Here is a 15,349-nt window from a genome sequence, read left to right as displayed (position 1 = left end):
AACTATGTGTGGCTTCGTTGGTTTTGCTGATTCAAAGCTTGAAATAGATAAAGTACAAGTAATAAATGATATGATGGACACAATTATTCATAGAGGTCCTGATAGTGGTAACTATTTTTCAGATGATCGAGCAACTTTAGGTTTTCGCCGCTTAAGCATCATTGATTTATCTGATGAAGGAAACCAGCCCATGCTCAATGAAGATGGTAGCTGTGTTTTAGTTTTCAATGGTGAAATCTACAACTATCAAGAGCTTCGCGAAGATCTTATTGAAAAAGGACATATTTTTAAATGTGATTCTGACAGTGAAGTTGTCGTCCATGCATACGAGGAATATGGGGTTGACCTTTTACAAAAGGTTCGCGGGATGTTTGCATTTGCGATTTGGGATAAGAACAATGAATCAATGTTTTTAGCACGTGATTTCTTTGGGATAAAGCCTTTATATTATACGCAAAATACAGCAGACAACTCGCTTATCTTTGGTTCTGAAATCAAGTCGTTTTTAAAACAGCCAGCTTTTAAGAAAGAACTAAATAAAGATGCGATAAAGCCTTATTTAACCTTCCAGTATTCAGTGCTTGATGAAACCTTTTTTAAAGGTGTTTATAAATTAAAGCCTGGTCATTATATGCTTTACAAAAAAGGGAATATTGAAATCAAGCCTTATTGGGATATTGATTTTGATGCCGATGATAAAGGGCTTGACCATTATATTGAAGAAATTAACAATACCTTAAAGGAATCGGTAAATTACCATAAAATTAGTGATGTAAAGGTTGGTTCCTTCCTTTCAGGTGGGGTTGATTCGAGTTATATCACGGCTTTATTAATGCCAAATAAAACATTTTCTGTAGGATTCCAAGATCATGAAGGAATCTTCAATGAAACGAACTTAGCAAAGGATTTATCCGATATCCTTGAAATTGAGAACTATAAAGAACTAATGACGGCAGATCAGGCGTTTGAAATGCTACCTACCATCCAATATCACATGGATGAGCCACAATCAAACCTATCATCGGTTCCATTGTACTTTTTATCAAAATTAGCAAGTGAGCACGTAACGGTTGTTCTTTCTGGTGAAGGAGCAGATGAAATTTTTGGGGGCTATGCATGGTACCAAAAGTCTGGAAAGCTAGAAAAATACGAAAAGATTCCCTATGGAATTCGACGTGTGATTTCCGGAATCAGTGCTGCTCTGCCGCAAAATAAAATTACAAACTTCCTTGTGAAGGGTGGTCAACCGGTTGAGGAAAAGTTCATCGGTCAAGCGAGAATATTTGAGGAAGAAGATGCTCGCAAAGTCTTAAAAGATGAATATCAAACAGGCCCTTCTGTACAAAGTATAACGAAAAAAGTATATGATAAGGTTAAAGGGAAAGATGATGTAACAAAAATGCAGTATCTTGACCTTAAACTTTGGCTTCCGGGGGATATCCTCCTAAAAGCAGACAAAATGAGTATGGCTCACTCCATTGAATTACGGGTACCATTTTTAGATAAAGAAGTCATGTCAATGGCTTCTCACATCCCTAGTGATTTACGAGTGAACGACATCGATACCAAGTATGCCCTACGTGCTGCATCTGAAAAGGTGCTACCTGAAGAATGGGCAAAACGTGAAAAAGTAGGATTTCCAGTTCCGATGAGACACTGGCTCCGTGAAGAGAAATACTACAACATCGTAAAAGAAATGTTTGAATCTGATATTGCAAAAGAATTCTTCCAAACAGAAGAGCTTATGAAATATCTTGATGACCACTACCATGGAAGACATAACTATGCAAGAAACATCTATACGGTTTATGTATTCCTTGTGTGGTATAAGAAATTTTTCATCGAGTTATAAAACCTGTTTTTTCACATATACATGGTTTCTAGTGATTGTCTAACTTTATTCAGCAGAAGGAACCTACTGGTAAGAGTGGGGGAAGGGGCAGATAGAAGTGAAAAAAATAGTAACGGGATTATTATTTTTGAATCTCATATGTGTCGGTTATTTATTATTGAATGTTGAAACTGTTAAGGGAATTGCTAGAAGTGTGATTTCTGGAACAGATGGAGTGTTTTCTGGGTTTACAACGGTGTATGCCCAGGAAGCCAATCCATATCGTGAAGTATTGAATGGTAAAATTGAGGTGTTTATTCCAGTTGACAAAGTACTCCAGTTACCGGAGTTGCCGAACGGATGTGAAATTACCTCGTTGACTTCGGTATTAAATTTTCATGGTTACGACGTTTCTAAATTAGACATGGCTGACAATTATTTACCGAAGCAGCCCTTTAAGACAGTCAACAAGGTATTGTATGGACCAGATCCGAATAAAGCATATGCTGGAAACCCACGCCAATGGAGTGGCTTCTTTTCCTATGCGCCTCCGATTGTAACAGCAGCACAAACTTACATTGATAAGGTAGGTGCTCAATTAGAACCCATTGACCTAAGCGGGAGTTCACGTGATGAAATCATGATGGAGCTTGAAGAAGGGAACCCTGTGGTCGTTTGGGTAACCTTAGATTTAAGTAAGAAGAAAGTGAATTATTCTTGGAATATTCACGAGACAAACGCAACGTTCAATGCTCCGACGAACTTACACGCTGTTGTCCTAAATGGCTATGTAGGAAACAAGGTGCACGTCATGGATCCATTGCAGGGGCAAATTACGTATGATGCGGATGCGTTTTTTGCAAGCTATGAGGACTTAGGGAGTCATGCAATGACAGTTAAGTAATTAGGAAATAGGTGTTAACATGGAACAAAAAACATTAGGTGTTATAGGTGGCATGGGTCCAAAGGCAACCTCTGTTTTCTTTGATAAAATTGTTAATCGAACAGAGGCTCATCAGGACCAAGATCATCTCAATATGGTCATTCTTAATCATGCAACCCTTCCAGACCGAACCCGTGCAATTCTTACAAATACGGGTGAAACGTTTTTAAATGCCGTTAAAAATGATTTCAAGTTGCTAGAAGCAGCAGGAGTTGCGAACATTGCCATTCCTTGTAACACTTCTCATTATTTTTACAATGAGCTGCAAAAAATGACGAAGATCCCGATTATCAACATGGTCGAAGAAACAATAAAGGATATCCATGATATGTATGGGGAGGGCGCGAGGATTGGTATTCTTGCTACAAACGGAACGATACAGAGTGGAATCTACGCGGATGTTTGTGAGAAGTATAAGCTAAATCTTCATGCCCCGAATGATAGCTTACAAGAAAAGGTCATGGATATTATTTATAACAATGTCAAAAGTGACCTAGATGTAGATTCGAGTGAGCTTGAAGAGTTGATTATGCACCTTGTTGAAAAAGAGAATTGTAAAACGGTCATTTTGGCATGTACGGAACTATCCTGTATAAAATTAAATGATGAAGCAGCAAAGTATAGTATAGATGCGATGAACGTACTAGTGGAGAGATCCATTTTACGTTCGGGCAAACATCTTAAATAAATGTTCGGAGAATTATAGGAAACTCGTCTAATAAGGCGAGTTTTTTATATTTATGAAGTGCTATACGTGTCTACTTCGTTTGTCGAAAAATCTTTGCTTAATCCAGTGTTTTCAACAGATTATGAAATATATTTGTAATATTACTTTGACGTTTTGAGACAAATTTTTATGTTATAATACAAAACATGAGAATATATAGCAAAATATGATATTTGTGGTGATGGACTAATAGGGTTGTCACCCATTAAAATGATAGATTGCTAGGTTGGTAGAAGGGGGATGCTATTTCGTTGAAGCGCAAACTTCTAATGGTTGGAGTAGGTATATCAATAGGAATCGGAAATTTATTGACGGCCATGCCTAATACTGCATTAGCGATTCAAAAAAATGAACAGCTAGAAAGTGAAAAGAAGGAAGTTCAGGAAAAAAAATCAGAGTTAGAGTCTGAAATTACTCAAAAAGAAGAAAAAATTGGTGAGATTAAACAACAAAAAGTCGGTGTCGAGCAGGAAATTAAACGACTTGATCTTGCCGTAAGTGAAACCCGCAGCAAAATTGATGGAACAAAAGCACAAATCCAAGAAACAAAAGAAGAAATTGAACGTCTTGAGGCCGAAATGAAGGTGCTTGAGGAACGGATTCAAAAGCGGGACGAGCTTATCAAAGAGCGGATGCGCAGTCTTCAGCAAAGCGGTGGAGTAGTTAGCTATGTGGATGTGTTGCTCGGCGCTAAAAGCTTTAATGATTTCATTAATCGGATTAGTGCAGTATCTACATTTGTACAAGCTGACCGTGAAATTATGAATGAGCATGAAGCAGACATTAAACAACTTGAAGAAAACAAAGCAGAGGTTAAAACCTTACTTGCACAGCAAGAAGACCAGCTAAAAGAACTTGACCGGTTAGAAGTTCAGCTACAGGGTCAAATTCAAGAACAAAACAAAGTAATGGCCCAATTAGAGGTTGAGGAGCAAAAGATGCACGAGGAGCTCCATGCTTTGGAGGATGTTGGAGAATTATTAGCCGCGCAGGAAAAGGCGATCCAGATGGAAATCAATGCTTGGAACCAAAGGCAAAAAGAGCTTGAGGAGCAGCGAAGAAAAGCTGAAGAAGAGCGGAAAAGGGTCGAAGAGGAACGTAAAAAGGCCGAAGCAGAAGGGAAAACACCGCCTCCTCTACCTGAAGCACCGCCTCCTGTTGTGAACAATGGGGCATTTATGAACCCGACAACAGGGCGTTTAACGTCAGGTTTTGGAATGCGTTGGGGAAGAATGCATTTTGGAATTGATATCGGAAAAGGTGGCCGTGTAGGAAATGTTCCAATTTATGCAGCGGCAAGCGGTACAGTTACACGTTCCCGTTTAGAAAGCAGTTATGGAAATGTCATTATGATTACCCATTATATCAATGGACGTCAAATGACAACCGTATATGCCCATTTAGATCAACGTTTTGTTGGCCAGTATGACCGAGTAGAGCAAGGTCAACTAATTGGCTACATGGGGAATACAGGTGACTCAACCGGCCCGCATCTTCACTTTGAAATCTATGACGGACCATATAGCCCGACCCAATACAGTGGAGGACACTCAAATGCAGTCAATCCACTTCAATATGTTTCATTTTGATGATAAAAGCGCCTGACCATAGATGGTCGGGCGCTTTTAATTTGATACAAAAACGCCCCACATTTCCGAATGTGGGGTTAGACCTTTATAATGTTTTTGCCTTCTTTTTTAAGCCCTCAAGATCGAGGATGTGAATATTCCTTTGACCATTTACCTCAATTAAGTTTTCTGAAATGAACTTAACAAACTTCCGGCTGATGGTTTCAGGTGTTGTACCGATAAGAGAAGCCAAAACCTTTTTTGTAATAGGAAGCTTAAAGCGACCATCCTTGGAACGAACTCGATTATTAAACAAGAGGAGTACACTTGCTAACCGTTGCTCAACCTCCATTAAGCTTAGTAAACTCATCCATTCGTCAGCTTGATAAATTCTTTCGTTTAAAGCCCGCATGAAGCGTAGCGCCATTTTATGATTGCGCTCTAATGTATTAAAAAAGTCCTGTTTCTGAATGGTATAGATAACGGTATCATTTATGGCAACCGCATTAGCATAATGATTTTCTGATTGAAGCATTGCAGACTGACCAAAAAAATCGTCAGGGAATAAGAGACGAACAATTTGTTCCTTGCCGTCCTCTGCCACCTTTGTGATTTTGATAATGCCCTCTCCAATAATATAGAGAGTGTCAGAGGGATCACCTTCTCTAAAAATCACATCGCCTTTTTGATAATCTCGAATTTGAACGACGTTTTGTAAAAGAATCATTTCTTCCTCATTTAAACCTTGAAAAATAGGTACCTGACAAATATAGCTTGGATCATGTGGACTGCTTATCATACAGAACACTTTTTCTCCTTTCAAAATGCCCATAAAATGCGGACTCCTGTTGTACTTTAGTTTACCTACCCTGCCGAAGTCTAAACGGACTTTTGGTTCTAAAAGTGTAAGTGGATCAACAACTTTTCTAACGGTTCCTTTACTTCAAGTGGAATGTTGTACTACAATAGAGACTTCACTTTATGTTATTCCAAATCATGTATTTTTCTTTAGCAAAATTCCTTCGAAAACTTGATTTATATCAAGGAAACTTTCTGCTTTCAACTATAAGATAAGGATAACATATTTAATCAGAATTATGACTATATAATGACTCTTATTTTGCCTATTTTTCTGGCTTTTTTCTGGAAAATTCCAATGTAAGCATTTTACTAGAAATTAATTGGAAATGGGGTATAGTATGGGTAGACGTCATAGTTCAAAAAATTTGTCTATTAAGTATTACAAAGTATGAATGTAATATGGAGGCTAACAACAAAATGGATAACCAACAAAGGAAAAATGTGTGGGAGTCATTCTATGGCCCAAACATGGGTTATGTCTTTGACATGTATGAAAAGTACAAGAATGATCCAAGTTCAGTAGACCCTTCTGTGAAAGCGCTTTTCGAAGAACTTGGTCCACCACCAGCAGATGAGAATGCAGCAACAGCAGAATTAGTAAGTGGGGGTATCTCACCGAAGACAATCAAGACGATCACATCTGGAAGTAAATTAATCAAAAACATTCGTGCGTATGGGCATTTGGCAGCTGATATCTATCCGCTTCGCACCAGACCGAAACCGGATACAAGCTTTTTAGAGCCTAGCTACTACAACCTCACGAAAGAAGATTTAATGGATATTCCAGCGACATATATATGGGAGGAAGCTCCTCCATCCGTTCAGACTGGATGGGATGCATATGAGCATTTAAAATCTGTTTATACGCAAACCATTGCTTATGAATTTGGACATGTTGATGCTGAAGATGAAAGACAATGGTTAAGACAGCAGGTTGAAATCAATGGAATGGGCTTAAAACTCAGTGCCGATGAAAAGAAACAACTTGCAGAGCGTCTAATGAATGTGGATGGCTTTGAAAAGTTCTTACACAAAACATTCGTTGGCCAAAAGCGTTTCTCAATCGAAGGATTAGATATGCTGGTACCAATGCTGGAACGTTTAATTCAAGAAGGCAGTAGTGATGGTACCGACAATATTATGATCGGTATGGCTCACCGCGGCCGATTAAATGTGTTAGCACATGTTCTTCACAAGCCATATGAATTGATTTTCTCTGAGTTCCATCATTCACCAAACAAAGATTTAATTCCTTCTGAAGGCTCACGAGGAATTAACTATGGTTGGTCTGGAGACGTGAAATATCACTTAGGAGCTGATCGTAGATTTAAAGGTCCTAAGGAGCACGTAACTCATATTAATCTTGCGAACAATCCAAGTCACTTGGAGTTCGTAAACCCTGTTGTATTAGGGATTACCCGAGCTGCACAGGACAACACTAGAAAAGCAGGATACCCTGTTCAAGATAAGCAAAGCGCAATTAGTGTTCTTATTCATGGTGACGCTGCATTCCCTGGAGAAGGTGTTGTAGCCGAAACATTAAACTTAAGCAGATTAAAAGGCTATGAAACTGGCGGAACGGTCCATATCATTGCCAATAATATGGTTGGATTTACAACCAATAATACAGATTCTCGTTCAACACGTTTTGCAAGTGATCTTGCGAAGGGGTATGAAATTCCGATCGTACGTGTCAATGCAGATGACCCTGAAGCATGTCTTTCAGCAATTCACTTTGCTTATGAATACCGTAAGCGTTTTGAAAAAGATATTTTAATTGACTTAGTTGGATACAGACGTTTTGGTCACAACGAAATGGATGACCCGAGTGTGACACAGCCATTATTGTACAAGAAAATTACAAATCACCCTGTTATTGCTGATAAATACGGTCAAGAGTTAGTTGACAAAAACGTTATGACAGCTGAGGAGCTTTCTGCAAAACGTGAAGAATTCATGCAAAGTCTTCAAGCGATTTATGATGATTTTGTTGAAAATGAAGAGCGTGTGAAGCCGAAGAAACCGAAAGCTCTATCTGCTATTCCAGAATTCGATACGACAGTTCCTGCTGAGCTATTACGTAGTATGAATAAGGGATTATTACAATGGCCACAATCTTTATCTGTGTATCCAAAGCTTGAGCGTATTTTAAAGCGCCGCGAAACGGCTTTGGATGAAGACAATAAAGTAGACTGGGCATTAGCTGAAACACTAGCATTTGGATCTGTTCTTGCAGAAGGAAAAACCGTTCGCTTAACGGGTCAGGATAGTGAAAGAGGAACCTTTGCTCATCGTCATGTCGCATTAAATGACTATGAAACTAATGAAAAATATATCCCATTACACAATATACCAGAAGCAAAAGCTTCGTTCTCCATCTATAACAGCCCATTATCTGAAACTGCTGTTCTTGGATTTGAGTATGGGTATAGTGTACAAGATGAGAATGCGCTTGTCCTTTGGGAAGCACAGTTTGGTGACTTTGTGAACGTGGCTCAGCCAATTATTGACCAATTCATTTCTTCAGGCCATGCGAAATGGGGTCAAAAATCAGGTCTTGTCATGCTTTTACCACACGGATATGAAGGACAAGGTCCAGAGCACTCAAGTGGTAGAGTGGAGCGTTTCTTAAATGCGGCTGGAGAAAATAATTGGATAGTTGCGAACGTAACAAGTGCTTCACAATATTTCCATTTATTAAGAAGACAATCCTTGCTTACTTCAACTGATGAAGCAAGACCATTGATTGTCATGACACCAAAGAGTCTGCTTCGTCACCCGCAAACAGCTTCATCACTAGCTGATTTAACAAATGGAAGCTTCAAGCCATTACTTGAACAGCCAGGAATGGGAACTGAGAAAGATAAAGTAACACGCTTAATACTTTGTACTGGAAAAGTAGCAATTGACCTAGCGACAGAAGCGGCTAACTTACCTGCGGAACAAGCACAAAGCTTGCATATTGCAAGAGTGGAACAACTGTATCCATTCCCTAAAAAAGAGGTAGAGGAATTAGTTAGTCAGTATCCAAACCTTAAAGAGGTTGTTTGGGTTCAAGAAGAGCCTAAGAATATGGGTGCATGGCCAGCTCTACAACCAGTATTAATGGACGTTTTATCTGAAGAGATTAAAGTAGATTATATTGGTAGACCGAAGCGCTCAAGTCCAGCTACGGGCGACCCAGATATTCATAAACAAGAACAAGCTTGGATCATGCAAGATGCATTGCATACAGACAAAGGAGGGAATCAGCAATGATCGAAATTAAAGTACCGGAATTAGCTGAGTCCATTACAGAAGGAACAATTGTTGAATGGTTAAAAAAAGAAGGCGAGCTCGTTAACAAAGGTGAGTCAATCGCTGAACTTGAAACGGACAAAGTAAATGTTGAAATTAACAGTGAATATACAGGGGTTATTAAGGAATTCTTATTCCAACCAGGTGATAATGTGGAAGTAGGTCAAGTGATTGCAAAGCTTGATGAAAATGGTTCTGAATCAAGTGCTCCAGCACAAGAAGCAGCACCATCTGAAGAGCCTAAAGCGGCTGCACCAGAAACAAAACAAGAGCCAGTTGAACCTGAATCTACAGAAGAAAAAGGTAAGCAAGCCATTGCTTCACCTGCAGCTAGAAAACGAGCAAGAGAGCTTGGCATTGACTTAAATGAAGTTCCATACAAAGATCCACTTGGTCGCGTTCGTGTTGAGGGAGTAGAAGCTTATAAGCAAGCACAGGCAGCACCAGCTCCAGCGCCTGCAGCAAAACAACCTGCAGCAGCACCAGTGGTAAATGACGATCCACGTGTAGAACGTATTAAAATGTCTAGACGTCGTCAAACCATTGCAAAACGTCTTGTTGAAGCACAGCACACAGCTGCAATGCTAACAACATTTAACGAAGTAGATATGACAGCTGTGATGGATGTAAGAGCTCGTCGTAAAGATGCTTTCTTTAAAAAGCATGGCGTTAAACTTGGTTTCATGTCCTTCTTTACGAAAGCTGTTATCGGTGCATTAAAGGCATATCCTTTTGTTAATGCTGAAATTCAAGGAAATGAAATCCTGCTTAAAAAATTCTATGACATCGGTATTGCAGTCTCTGCAGAAGAAGGATTAGTAGTACCAGTTGTACGTAATGCTGATACATTGAGCTTTGCGGGTATTGAAGCTGAAATTGGCCGTCTAGCAGAAAAAGCAAGAAATAACCAATTAGGTTTAAGTGACTTACAAGGTGGTACATTCACCATTACAAACGGTGGTACATTCGGTTCTCTAAATTCAACACCGATTATTAATGCACCACAGGTTGGTATTTTAGGAATGCACAAAATCCAAAGACGCCCAGTTGTTGTAGATAATCAAGACACTGTAGAAGTACGTCCAATGATGTATGTGGCACTATCTTATGACCACCGAATTATCGATGGTAAGGATGCTGTAGGATTCCTTGTAAAAGTAAAAGAACTATTAGAAGATCCAGAAGACCTTTTATTAGAAGGTTGATCTTAAGAAAAGCGCAAGCGCCTTGTCCAGCCCCGACAAGCATAAGAAAAGCCGGCGAGAAGGATGCCTTTTATCCTTCTTGACGGATTGGCTTATGACCTCGAGGGGCTAGGCGCTGGAGCTGGACAATAAAAATAGGGCGCATGCTCCAATTGGGGGCATGCGCCTTTTTAATGGGGACAAAAAACGCTGTTTCCCATAATTGAGAAACAGCGTTTGTATGTTTATATTTGAATTAGATTACACCGTGAGCGATCATTGCGTCTGCTACTTTTATGAAGCCAGCGATGTTCGAACCATATACTAGGTTTCCAGGATGGCCGTATTCCTCAGCAGCATCCATGCTGTTGCGATAAATGGAAGCCATGATATCCTGTAGCTTGCTGTCTACTTCTTCGAATGACCAAGAAAGTCTCATACTGTTTTGTGACATTTCAAGAGCAGAAACGGCAACTCCACCAGCATTCACAGCTTTTCCAGGTCCAAAAAGAATATCACTTTCTACGAATAAGTCAATTGCCTCTAATGTAGAAGGCATATTAGCACCTTCACCAATTGCTTTTACTCCATTTGAAATGAGAGTTTGTGCAGATTCACTATCAATTTCGTTTTGAGTCGCACACGGTAATGCGATATCACAAGGAATCGACCAAATACCTGAGCAGCCTTCAACATATTCTGCTTCTGGGTGCTCTAACACATATTCCTTAATGCGTTTACGGTCTACTTCTTTAATGCGTTTGATTGTTTCGAGGTTTAAGCCATTTTCATCATAGATATAGCCATTGGAATCACTACACGCAACAACCTTTGCACCAAGCTGTTGAGCCTTTTCAATTGCATAAATAGAAACATTACCAGAACCTGAAACGATAACTGTGCTTCCCTCAAAAGAAAGACCTTGTTCTTTCAGCATTTCTTCTACGAAGTATACAGTACCATAGCCTGTTGCTTCCGTACGGACTAAGCTTCCACCATAACCAAGACCTTTTCCAGTAAAAACGCCTGCTTCAAAGCTGCCACGAAGTCTTTTATATTGACCGAACATGTAGCCGATTTCTCTTGCGCCTACACCGATATCTCCTGCTGGAACATCGATATCTGGGCCGATGTGTCTTGTTAGCTCAGTCATAAAGCTTTGCGTAAAGCGCATGATCTCATTATCGGATTTTCCTTTTGGATCAAAATCAGCGCCACCTTTACCGCCACCAATTGGAAGACCAGTCAATGAATTTTTTAGGATTTGCTCAAAGCCAAGAAACTTTATGATGCTTGCATTTACGGAAGGGTGGAAACGCAATCCGCCTTTGTATGGGCCAAGTGCGCTGTTAAACTGAACACGATAGCCACGATTCACATGAATTTGACCTTGGTCATCAACCCAGGGTACTCGGAATGTAATCATTCTTTCCGGTTCTACGAGTCTTTCTAAAATAGCGTGTTTCATATATTTTGGATTTTTAGCAAATACAGGTACAAGCGATAGGAAAATTTCTTTCACTGCCTGGTGAAACTCAGGTTCGTGAGGATTTCTCTTCTTAACCTCCTCATATACTTTGTTCATATAATCGGTTGCTTGTTTTAACTCTGGTACAGGAATAGACTGTTCGATCATAGCCATCGTGTACATTCACCCTTTCTTTGCTATATATTTTTTTAAGGATGTTCAAAAAGAACAGTGATCTTTTTGAACATACACATTCAGTCAAAATCAACGGACAAAATTTTTATCTGTAAATTCTTGATATTAATCATTGTATAATGAATAATTAATCTAAACAATATTAATAAAAGATATAAACGATGCCGAAATGAGATGAATCGAGGAGGAAGGCCATTGGAACTCAGACAACTCACCTATTTTATTGAAGTTGCTAAGCGAGAACATGTAACGGAAGCGGCAAATTCCATGCATATTGCACAATCAGCGGTAAGTAGGCAATTATTCAATTTGGAAGCGGAATTAGGCGTAGATTTATTTATACGAGATGGACGAAATGTGAAGTTAACGCCAATTGGGAGAGTCTTTTTAGATCATGTTGAGCAAGCATTAAATGTTTTGGATAATGCTAAACGTGAGATTGAAGAATATTTGGACCCAGAACGCGGGACAATTCGAATTGGATTTCCAAGTAGCTTGGCTGCTCATACATTACCAACAGTTGTATCGGCTTTCCGAGACAAGCATCCTAAAGTGAAGTTTTCATTATCACAAGGTAACTACTATTCATTAGTTGAGCGTGTCAAAACGGGTGAAATTGATATGGCATTGCTTGGACCCGTACCAAACCAGGAAAAGAAACTCATTGGAACCACTTTGTTTACCGATAGAATGGTAGCACTTTTGCATCGCTCACATCCACTGTCATCCAATAAATCATTAAGCCTAAGTCAATTAAAGGAAGAGCAATTTGTGTTATTTCCAAATGGGTTTGTGTTACGAGATATTATCGTAAAAGCATGTAACCAACTTGGTTTTCAGCCGACCGTTTCGTTTGAAGGAGAAGATATTGATGCAATCAAGGGACTTGTGTCAGCAGGACTTGGTATTACAATTATACCTGAAGTAACCTTGATTGAAAATATTCCGCATTCAACTGTGAAACTTCCAGTTGTACACCCAGAAGTTACCCGTTCAGTAGGAGTTATTATTCCCAGAGAGCGAAAATTGCTTCCTACGGAACAACTCTTTTACGACTTTTTAAAGGACTACTTCTCATTTTTAGACAAATTTCAATACTGATCCTCGTTGTATTTCCTCGGAAATAGGAGGAACTTGTCGATTGGTGGGGAGCCTAGTAGTGGAGGCTCCCTTAAGATTATTGTCAAACCTCTCATACAGCCCTCACTTGGCTCCGCTCGTCCGCTCATAAGATAACTGTGTACAAAGGAATTTTCAGTTTTTCTCTTTTTTCTCCTTTCTCTCCTTTCTAAAAAATGGTTGTTATTAACTTAAAGTTTATAAGTCGAAGTAGGGTGATTTTTGCTTCTGGCACTCGCTTTCTGCGGGTGATCCGCAAGCCCTTCAGGCCTACACGATGTTGGTCACGACCCTTGAAAAAGCACGCAATTTCTTCGTGTGGTGTAGTTTCAAGGAAGCAAACTCAACGTCCTGTGGGAACCCTTATGTGAGAAGGGGAAAAATTTCCTTGGATGTTTTTGGTTGAAAGTGAACGTTTTTGATTGATTTATAAAAAAGGCTTCAATATAATGAGAGTACAATCCATTAAGGAAGTGACATGATGTTAACTCCAGAAAGACATCAGCTTATCTTATCCTTATTAAAGGAACACGGTGTTGTGAAACTCCAAGAGTTGATCGAAAGAACAAACTCTTCGGAATCAACGATTCGTCGTGATTTAGTGCAGCTTGAACAAGAAAATCAGTTGAAAAGGGTTCATGGTGGAGCGGCTCTTATGCATGGAAATCGAACAGAGCCCAGTTATAAAGAAAAAATAGCAAAGAATATAAAAGAAAAAATAGCGATCGCTAAATTTGCTTCTCAGTTCATTCAAGAGGGTGATTCCATTTTTCTAGATGCAGGGACAACTACACAGGAAATCATCCCATTTCTTGACCACGAGGGACTTACAGTCGTAACAAATGGGGTGAATTTAATTGAGCCATTACTTGAAAGAGGAATCGCAACCTATCTCATAGGTGGGATTATTAAACCACAAACGAAAGCAATGATCGGGAGTAGAGCGTTATCAAGCTTGAACCTATATCGGTTTGATAAATGCTTTTTAGGAGTGAATGGGATTGATTTGAGATATGGCTTTACAACCCCTGATCCTGAAGAAGCACTGATTAAACAAACGGCTATGGGATTGGCGAAGAAAAGTTTTATTCTAGCTGATCACACAAAATTCAATGAGGTTTCATTTTCAAGAATTTCTTCATTAAAGGATGCCGTTTTAATTACAGATGATGGATTAACCAAAAAGGAACTAACATCCTATCAGGAACATATCAACATAAAGGTAGTGACAACATGATTTACACAGTTACATTAAACCCCTCCATCGATTATTTTATCGAGTTGGATGACTTTAAGGTTGGAGAACTAAATCGCATTAAAAACGATCGAAAAAGCCCTGGCGGAAAAGGGATAAATGTTTCAACCGTATTGCAAAATGTTGGAATAAGTAGTGTTGCCTTAGGGTTTGTTGGCGGTTTTACAGGAAAATTTTTAGTTGATACGTTAACGGAAAAGAACATCCAGACGGACTTTGTAGCTGTTGAAGGTGACACTAGAATCAATGTGAAGCTCCATTCAAATATTGAGACAGAGATAAACGGCGCTGGTCCGAAAATAACATCTGTTGAGCTTGAGCAACTTTTTGAAAAGTTTAATCAGCTACAAAAAGGAGATGTGTTGGTACTTGCAGGAAGCATTCCTTCTTCGTTGCCGTCCACGTTGTATCAGCAAGTCACAAACAACTTACAGGACAGGGAAGTTAAAGTTGTCGTGGATGCTACAAAAGATTTATTAGTCGAAGTCCTTCCTTATAAGCCTTTTTTAATCAAACCCAATCATCACGAACTAGGTGAAATATTTGGTGTTGAGATAAAGAGTGCAGAAGAAGCTATACCTTATGGGAAAAAGCTCATTGAAATGGGAGCGGAGCACGTCATTGTTTCGATGGCTGACAAGGGCAGTCTGCTATTTGTGGGAAACGAAGTCTACTCTGCAAACATTCCAGATGGAAAGCTTATTAACTCGGTTGGTGCTGGAGACTCTGTTGTTGCAGGTTTTATTGCATCTTATTCAAAAAATCAAAATGCAACAGAAGCCTTTCGCTTTGGGGCAACGGCAGGCAGTGCAACAGCCTATTTAGAAGGATTAGCAACAGAAGAGAAGATAAACGAATTAATTTCACAAGTACAAGTGAAGAAGTTATAGAAAGGAACATG

General features: G+C 39.4%; 11 protein-coding genes. 9 read left to right on the top strand and 2 right to left on the bottom strand.

Annotated features, from left to right (window positions below):
- Nucleotides 1-4 precede the first annotated feature (4 nt).
- The 4 genes from asnB (at nt 5) to RGU12_RS22940 (ending at nt 5,090) form a co-directional block, all read left to right on the top strand.
- Nucleotides 5-1,852, top strand: a complete 1,848-nt coding sequence (gene asnB / locus RGU12_RS22955) for an asparagine synthase (glutamine-hydrolyzing) (RefSeq protein ID WP_309538123.1) — start codon at nt 5-7, stop codon at nt 1,850-1,852.
- 97 nt (nt 1,853-1,949) lie between these two features.
- Nucleotides 1,950-2,735, top strand: coding sequence for a C39 family peptidase (locus RGU12_RS22950; protein ID WP_309538122.1), 786 nt, complete (start codon nt 1,950-1,952; stop codon nt 2,733-2,735).
- A gap of 19 nt (nt 2,736-2,754) precedes the next feature.
- On the top strand, nt 2,755-3,462 hold the full coding sequence (gene cuyB / locus RGU12_RS22945) for a cysteate racemase (RefSeq protein WP_309538121.1): 708 nt from the start codon (nt 2,755-2,757) through the stop codon (nt 3,460-3,462).
- A 290-nt stretch (nt 3,463-3,752) separates the two neighbouring features.
- Nucleotides 3,753-5,090: a murein hydrolase activator EnvC family protein gene (locus RGU12_RS22940; RefSeq protein ID WP_309538120.1), complete on the top strand. Its 1,338-nt coding sequence runs from the start codon at nt 3,753-3,755 to the stop codon at nt 5,088-5,090.
- 85 nt (nt 5,091-5,175) lie between these two features.
- On the opposite strand, the gene RGU12_RS22935 is transcribed toward RGU12_RS22940, so the two are convergent.
- Nucleotides 5,176-5,901, bottom strand: coding sequence for a Crp/Fnr family transcriptional regulator (locus RGU12_RS22935; protein WP_309538119.1), 726 nt, complete (start codon nt 5,899-5,901; stop codon nt 5,176-5,178).
- A gap of 446 nt (nt 5,902-6,347) precedes the next feature.
- Between RGU12_RS22935 and RGU12_RS22930 the strand changes: the two genes are divergently transcribed.
- Together RGU12_RS22930 and odhB are read left to right on the top strand one after the other, a co-directional pair.
- Nucleotides 6,348-9,188, top strand: a complete 2,841-nt coding sequence (locus RGU12_RS22930) for a 2-oxoglutarate dehydrogenase E1 component (protein ID WP_309538118.1) — start codon at nt 6,348-6,350, stop codon at nt 9,186-9,188.
- The gene (gene odhB / locus RGU12_RS22925; protein ID WP_309538117.1) at nt 9,185-10,432 is read left to right on the top strand and encodes a 2-oxoglutarate dehydrogenase complex dihydrolipoyllysine-residue succinyltransferase; all 1,248 of its coding nucleotides are present in this window, start codon (nt 9,185-9,187) and stop codon (nt 10,430-10,432) included. Before RGU12_RS22930 ends, odhB begins: the two co-directional genes overlap by 4 nt.
- A gap of 235 nt (nt 10,433-10,667) precedes the next feature.
- On the opposite strand, the gene gdhA is transcribed toward odhB, so the two are convergent.
- A complete protein-coding gene (gene gdhA, locus RGU12_RS22920) occupies nt 10,668-12,047 on the bottom strand; it encodes an NADP-specific glutamate dehydrogenase (protein ID WP_396232419.1) in 1,380 nt (459 codons plus the stop codon).
- A 222-nt stretch (nt 12,048-12,269) separates the two neighbouring features.
- Between gdhA and gltC the strand changes: the two genes are divergently transcribed.
- The 3 genes from gltC (at nt 12,270) to pfkB (ending at nt 15,338) form a co-directional block, all read left to right on the top strand.
- Nucleotides 12,270-13,175, top strand: coding sequence for a glutamate biosynthesis transcriptional regulator GltC (gene gltC, locus RGU12_RS22915; RefSeq protein ID WP_116353909.1), 906 nt, complete (start codon nt 12,270-12,272; stop codon nt 13,173-13,175).
- A 499-nt stretch (nt 13,176-13,674) separates the two neighbouring features.
- Nucleotides 13,675-14,430, top strand: coding sequence for a DeoR/GlpR family DNA-binding transcription regulator (locus RGU12_RS22910; protein ID WP_309538115.1), 756 nt, complete (start codon nt 13,675-13,677; stop codon nt 14,428-14,430).
- Nucleotides 14,427-15,338 carry a 1-phosphofructokinase gene (pfkB, locus tag RGU12_RS22905; RefSeq protein WP_309538114.1) on the top strand — a complete coding sequence of 304 codons (912 nt, stop codon included), beginning with the start codon at nt 14,427-14,429 and terminating at the stop codon, nt 15,336-15,338. The genes RGU12_RS22910 and pfkB overlap by 4 nt, the downstream gene beginning before the upstream one ends.
- Nucleotides 15,339-15,349 lie beyond the last annotated feature (11 nt).

This window comes from Ferdinandcohnia sp. QZ13, assembly GCF_031324165.1.
Classification (GTDB): domain Bacteria; phylum Bacillota; class Bacilli; order Bacillales; family Bacillaceae_L; genus Ferdinandcohnia.
This window is presented reverse-complemented; position numbering and strand designations above follow the sequence as displayed.